The sequence below is a fragment of the Pseudomonas sp. 05T35 genome (assembly GCF_056396605.1).
Genome location: NZ_JBFTLU010000246.1, coordinates 1 through 6,532 on the forward strand (window position 1 = coordinate 1; position 6,532 = coordinate 6,532).

Genomic DNA, 6,532 nt, shown 5'->3' on the forward strand with positions numbered 1-6,532 from the left:
CGCCGTCTGCTTGAGCTTCAACGTATCGATGATGTAGTCGTAACGGGCGTTGTTGTATTCACGCACGGCGCTGTACAACTGGCGCTGGGCATTGAGCACGTCAGCGGTATTGCGCGAGYCCAGATCACGGCCGACCTGATTGGCCTGGACCGAGGCCTGGCTGGAGAGAATCGTCTGACGCCGGGCAATCACCTGCTCGATATCGGAATGGACGGCGCGATAGAAATTGCGGGTGTTCTGCACCACTTCACGCCGCCGGTCTTCACGCTYGTCTTCACTCTGGGCCAGACGTTCTGTCGCTTCGCGCACTTGCGAACGGGTCAGGCCACCGGCGAACAACGGAACGTTCAGTTCCAGTCCGATGCTGCCCTGGGTGACATCGCCCCGGTAGCCATCACGCCCGAAATCGGTCGGGTTGCTATAGCCGAAGCTGTCGTTGTCACCCTTGCGCCAGGACGCCACGGCATCGACGGTCGGTGCATATCCAGCCTTGCGTTGACGATTGGTTTGCTCGGCGGCAATCACCGCGTAGCTACTGGCCTGCAACGCAAGGTTCTGACGTACTGCCTGACTCACCCACGTGTTGGCATCGCTGGGTGTCGGCAGTTCGACGGGCAGCTGATGCTGAATCCCTTCGATCGCCGAATACTCCTGGCGCGTCAATCGAGACAGTGCTTCAAAGGCATCATCGACCTTGCGTTCAGCAAGCTTTCGATTGGCCCCGGCATTGTCATAAGCGGCCTGGGCATCGAGCACGTCGGTGATACTCGATGCGCCATTCTCCAGGCGCGCCTGAGCCTGTTGCTGTTGACGCTTGAGCGCCGCTTCCTCGGCCTTGGAGGCGGCCAACAGATCCAATGCACGCAAGGTTTCGAAGTAGGTCTGAGCCGTCGTCAAAACCAGCCCCTGCTCTTTCGCGCCCAGCTCAAGTTCAGCCTGGGCTGTACTGGCCTGGGCGGCCTCGAGTTGAAACCAGCGATCGGCACGAAACAGTGGTTGATTCAGATTGGCCTGAAACACCGATGTGCTGCGGGTACGTGTCAGGCCCGGTTCATCGCGTTGCAGCCGGACAGACTCCACCGTACTTCCCGCATTTAGCGTGGGCAGTAATCCGGCACGGGCTTGCGGGACACTTTCGCGTCGAGCCTGGTAATCATGCCGTGCCGCTGACAGCTGGGCATCGTGCTCGACGGCCTGCCGATAAACGCTCAGCAGATCGGCGCGTGCTGGACTTGTGTCGGCTACAGCCGGGGTCATCGCTAGTGTGAGAATCAATAGCGGTGTAAAAAAACGCGGGGAATGAGTCATAACAATCCATGTTGCAATCTGGTAAAACGATTCAGCTATGCTGATGAGGGCGCGCATCCTACGCGGAGCCCAAGACAGCAACAAGGACATTTGTAGCCACTGGCCATCATCCTTGAAAACGACACGGCTGACAGGTCTTGACCTCGCGGCAGTGTCTGGCGATAAAAACCTTATCCGCATCACCCAATCCAGACGGGGTAGCGACATGAGCACAGCAAACATCCTTGGCAACCTGTTCCCGACCGCCCGCGACATCCCGGAGCAATACCGTCTCGACGGGCAGACCGAGCAACGCGAATACCTCGTCGATGGCGTCCTGAAAATCTGGAACGGCCCTCTGGCAATCGTCCGCAGCCCGGTCTACCTGACCGGCGAAAATGGCGATGAACAAGTCATTCTCGGCAGCACCCCACTGCTTGACGCCGACACTGCATTAACCGCACTCGACGCTGCCGTCCGTGCCTATGATCGTGGCCAGGGCAACTGGCCAACGATGCGGGTGGCCGAGCGGATTCAGCATGTCGAAGCATTCCTCGCCCGCATGCGTGAACAGCGTGAGGCGGTGGTCAAGTTGCTGATGTGGGAGATCGGCAAGAACCTCAAGGATTCGGAAAAAGAGTTCGACCGCACCTGTGACTACATCGTCGACACCATCAATGCCCTGAAGGAACTTGATCGTCGTTCCAGCCGATTTGAACTGGAACAGGACACGCTCGGCCAGATCCGCCGCGTACCGCTCGGCGTCGCCCTGTGCATGGGGCCTTACAACTACCCGCTGAACGAGACCTTCACCACGCTGATTCCGGCGCTGATCATGGGCAACACCGTGGTGTTCAAACCGGCCAAGCTCGGCGTCCTGCTGATTCGCCCGTTGCTGGAAGCGTTTCGCGACAGCTTCCCGGCCGGGGTGATCAACGTGATCTACGGCAGCGGCCGCGAGACCGTCAGCGCGCTGATGGCCAGCGGCAAGATCGACATCTTTGCCTTCATCGGCACCAACAAGGCCGCCAGCGACCTGAAGAAACTTCACCCGAAACCACACCGCTTGCGCGCAGCGCTAGGGCTGGACGCGAAGAACCCCGGCATCGTGCTGCCCGAGGTGGATCTGGACAATGCGGTCAACGAAGCCGTCACCGGCTCGCTATCGTTCAATGGCCAGCGCTGCACTGCGCTGAAAATCCTCTTCGTGCACGAGCAAGTGGTCGACCGTTTCATCGAGAAATTCAACCACAAGCTGGCCTCGCTCAAACCCGGTATGCCGTGGGAAAGCGGTGTGTCTCTGACGCCGCTGCCGGAGTCGGGCAAGGTCGATTACCTGCATGGGCTGATGGACGATGCCGTGAGAAAAGGCGCCAACGTGGTGAACGAGAATGGCGGCCAGGCACGCGGTTCGTTCTTCTATCCGGCGGTGCTGTACCCGGTGACCACCGACATGCGCGTCTATCACGAAGAGCAGTTCGGTCCGGTGGTGCCTATCGTCCCTTATCGTGACCTGGACACGGTGATCGACTACGTCCTCGAGTCAGACTTCGGGCAGCAATTGAGCCTGTTCGGCACCAACCCCGCCGAAGTTGGACGGCTGGTAGATATCTTTGCCAATCAGGTCGGTCGGATCAACATCAATGCCCAGTGCCAGCGCGGCCCGGACACCTTCCCGTTCAACGGGCGCAAGAATTCGGCCGAAGGCACGCTGTCGGTGCACGACGCGTTGCGGACTTTCTCGATCCGCACGCTGGTGGCGACCAAGTTCCAGGAGAGCAACAAGGAACTGATCAGCGACATCATCCGCGGACGGGAGTCGAGTTTCCTGACCACCGACTATATTTTCTAGAACGCACACCGAGGACACCTTGCGAACCCGATGACAGCCCTTCGATCATCCCGATTGCCACCGTTGCTGCGCCGGTTGCTGCGTCCGCTTCTGGACCCGTACCGGCGCTATCGCAACGCCAAACTGATCCACGCCGTTCGGGTGTCGCTGGGGCTGTTGGCGACGATTCTGCTGACCACAGGGATTCACCTGCCCCACGGTGAATGGGCGTCGGTGACCATGTTGGTGGTGATCGGTGGTTTGCAGCACCACGGCAACATCGGCAAGAAAGCCGCCGAGCGCGCGTATGGCACGCTGATCGGTGCTGGCGTGGGTTTGTTGCTGGTGGCGCAGCAGGCCTGGCTCGGCATGCCGTGGCTGACTTACTTCGGTATGTCGGTGGTCTGCGGGTTCTTCTCCTACCACGCAATTGGCAAGGGTGGTTACACCGCGCTGCTGTCAGCCATCACCGTATTCATCGTCGCCGGACACGGCGACAACCCGGTGACTGACGGACTCTGGCGCACGGTCGATATCCTCATCGGTATTGTCCTGGCCCTGGCCTTTTCCTTCGCACTGCCGCTGTACGCGGTCTACTCCTGGCGCTACAAACTCGCCAGTGCCTTGCGCGACTGCGCGAGTATTTACAGCCGGATCATCAGTGGCCAATCAGTCACCGATGACCACTACCTCAAGATGCTCAGCCGTCTCAACGGGATGATGGTGCAACTGCGCTCATTGATGCCGTCGGTGTCCAAAGAAGTGCGAATGTCCATGACCGAACTCGACGCGCTCCAGCGCAATTTGCGGATGTGCATCAGCACTCTGGAAATTCTCGCCAACACCCGCCCCGAAGCCAGCGACGAACAGGCCATGGCACAAATGCAACTGGCGCTGAAAGCCGAGCACCAGCAGGTTCGCGTGTTACTGATTGGCATGTCCCGGGCGTTGCAATCCGGTACGACACAACGCCTGGAGCGTGCATCCGATGAAGCCGCACCGCAGGCCGCCATGGGCACCCCGGTCTACAGCGCGCTGGACGGTTACCGATTACTGACCCGACAACTGACCGCCAACCTGAATGACATGCGCCAGCGGTTGGTGAAGACTGCACCGCGTTGGAAAATCTGAACGTCGGTCACTGCGTCGCGACTTTACGAACACCGTTGCCCCAACCTTGTTGCATACCGGCAGCGGCCAGCAGAATCGCAACCACACCGATCCACTGCAACAGTTCGAGGCGATGGCCGAAGGCGAACCAGTCCACGAAAATCGCCGCAATCGGGTAGATAAACGACAGTGCGCCGGTCAGTGCCGTTGGCAGTTTCTGAATCGCGCCGTACAGCAGCACATACATCACGCCGGTGTGCACGATGCCCAGTGTCAGCAAACTGGCCCAGGCACCGGGTTGTTGCGGCAACGCGGAAAAATTCGCCCAGGGCGCAAGCAACAACACGCCGGTGCAGACCTGAATCAGCGCGATCAAATGCGGCGGTGTGCCGGTCAGGCGTTTGATGATCAGCGCGGCAAAGGCATAAAGCAATGCGGCGCCCAAGGCCAGGGCAATCCCCAGCAAGTATTCACCGCCCCCCGCGCCCTGCTCGCCATGGGCACTGACGATTGCCAGCATCCCGAGAAAAGAAACCCCGAGCCAGAACAGCTTTTGTGCGGTGATCTTCTCGCCGAGAAACAACGCTGCCAGACCGACCAGCATGAACGGTTGCACGTTGTAGACCGCAGTGCCGATGGCAATCGAGGCCCGGGAATAGGAGGCAAACAACAGCACCCAGTTACCGACAATCGCCCCCCCGCTGAGCACCGCCAACAGGAACGTGGTGCGGGTCAGAATGCCCGGGCGCAGAAAACCGAACACTGCGCAAATCAGCAACAAGGTCGCAGCGCCAAACACGCAGCGCCARAACACCACGTCCAGCACGGGCTGGCCAGAAACCAGCACGAACCATCCGATGGTCCCCGAAATAAGCATGGCGGCGGTCATCTCCAATGTACCGCGACGCAGTGATTTATCCATGATCAGGCTCCTCGATATGAGCCCAAAGTATGCCAATCCAGCGCCGCGCTACTCCAGCGTCAAATGCAGGCTAAACTGTCAATTCACCTTTTTTATCAAGGCAGATTCCAATATTTGCCTAATCGGGGGTTGTATGACCGACGACATTGACCAACTGCTGATCACCGCCCTCATGGAAGACTCCCGACGCTCGCTCAAGGCCCTGGCACAGATCAGCGGCCTGTCATCGCCCAGCGTCGCCGAGCGCCTGCGCCGACTCGAAGAGCGTGGCGTGCTCAAGGGTTATACCGTCGACATCGATCCCAAATGCTTCGGCTATCAACTGCAGGCCATCGTGCGTATTCGCCCGCTGCCCGGCCAGTTGCAGAACGTCGAACGGCAGATCCAGGCCATTCCCGAGTTCACCGAATGCGACAAGGTCACTGGTGATGACTGCTTCATCGCGCGCCTGCACGTGCGTTCGATGGAACAGCTGGACACCCTGCTCGACCGTCTCAACAGCTATGCCGAAACCAATACGGCAATCGTCAAGAAGACCCCGGTGAAACGGCGGCTGCCGCCGATGGCGTGAAACAGCCTGGATTGAGGAGTTTGCCGCGAAGGCAGTGTCGCAGCCTGATCATCACCGAGTGAGCCCTGCCCGAATGCCAGACAACAAAAAACCCGCCGTAGCGGGTTTTTTGCTCAAGGCTGGCGATCAGTCATCGCGGCCCATGATGCCGAACAGCTGCAACAAGCTGACGAACAGGTTGTAGATCGATACATACAGGCTGATGGTCGCCATGATGTAGTTACGCTCGCCGCCATGAATGATGGCGCTGGTCTGGAACAGAATGCAGACCGAAGAAAACAGCACGAAGCCCGCGCTGATCGCCAGTTGCAGACCGCTGATCTTGAAGAACATGCCCGCCAGCGTCGCGCCCAGCAGGACGAAGAAACCAGCGGTGATGAAACCACCGAGGAAGCTCATGTCCTTACGGGTGATCAGCACATAGGCGGACAGACCACCGAACACCAGTGCGGTCATCGCGAAAGCCGAGCTGACCACTTCAGCACCGCCTTGCATGCCCAGGTAACGGTTGAGAATCGGGCCCAGCAGGAACCCCATGAAACCGGTCAGGGCAAACGCCGACACCAGGCCCCAGGCCGAGTCACGGAGCTTGTTGGTCAGGAAGAAAAGCCCGTAGAAGCCGATCAGCACCACAAACACGTTCGGGTAGCCGACACGCATCTGCTGAGCAACGAACGCCATCACACCGCTGAATGCGAGCGTAAGGGCGAGTAAACCGTAAGTGTTGCGCAGGACGCGGCTAACCTCTAGCTGCTCAGCCTGCACGCTGTTATTAACTGCGTAATCCTGTTCGCGCATGGCGACACTCCTG

General features: G+C 59.4%; 6 protein-coding genes. 3 read left to right on the top strand and 3 right to left on the bottom strand.

Annotated features, from left to right (window positions below; translation table 11 throughout):
* A partial coding sequence (locus tag AC1DH9_RS18485; protein ID WP_477808551.1) for a TolC family outer membrane protein occupies window positions 1-1,308 on the bottom strand: 1,308 nt, incomplete at its 3' end.
* 205 nt (window positions 1,309-1,513) lie between these two features.
* Here AC1DH9_RS18485 and AC1DH9_RS18490 point away from each other — a divergent pair.
* Both AC1DH9_RS18490 and AC1DH9_RS18495 read left to right on the top strand, forming a co-directional pair.
* Window positions 1,514-3,139 carry an NADP-dependent glyceraldehyde-3-phosphate dehydrogenase gene (locus tag AC1DH9_RS18490; protein WP_427545677.1) on the top strand — a complete coding sequence of 542 codons (1,626 nt, stop codon included), beginning with the start codon at window positions 1,514-1,516 and terminating at the stop codon, window positions 3,137-3,139.
* A gap of 30 nt (window positions 3,140-3,169) precedes the next feature.
* Complete coding sequence (locus tag AC1DH9_RS18495; protein WP_427545675.1) at window positions 3,170-4,249, top strand: FUSC family protein; 1,080 nt, start codon at window positions 3,170-3,172, stop codon at window positions 4,247-4,249.
* A 7-nt stretch (window positions 4,250-4,256) separates the two neighbouring features.
* Here AC1DH9_RS18495 and AC1DH9_RS18500 read toward each other — a convergent pair whose 3' ends face one another.
* Window positions 4,257-5,150: a DMT family transporter gene (locus AC1DH9_RS18500; protein ID WP_427545673.1), complete on the bottom strand. Its 894-nt coding sequence runs from the start codon at window positions 5,148-5,150 to the stop codon at window positions 4,257-4,259.
* Window positions 5,151-5,283: 133 nt separating this feature from the next.
* Between AC1DH9_RS18500 and AC1DH9_RS18505 the strand changes: the two genes are divergently transcribed.
* Window positions 5,284-5,721: an Lrp/AsnC family transcriptional regulator gene (locus AC1DH9_RS18505; RefSeq protein ID WP_427545671.1), complete on the top strand. Its 438-nt coding sequence runs from the start codon at window positions 5,284-5,286 to the stop codon at window positions 5,719-5,721.
* 126 nt (window positions 5,722-5,847) lie between these two features.
* On the opposite strand, the gene AC1DH9_RS18510 is transcribed toward AC1DH9_RS18505, so the two are convergent.
* Window positions 5,848-6,519 (bottom strand): Bax inhibitor-1/YccA family protein, encoded by a 672-nt coding sequence (locus tag AC1DH9_RS18510; protein ID WP_054596977.1) that lies wholly within the window; start codon window positions 6,517-6,519, stop codon window positions 5,848-5,850.
* Window positions 6,520-6,532 lie beyond the last annotated feature (13 nt).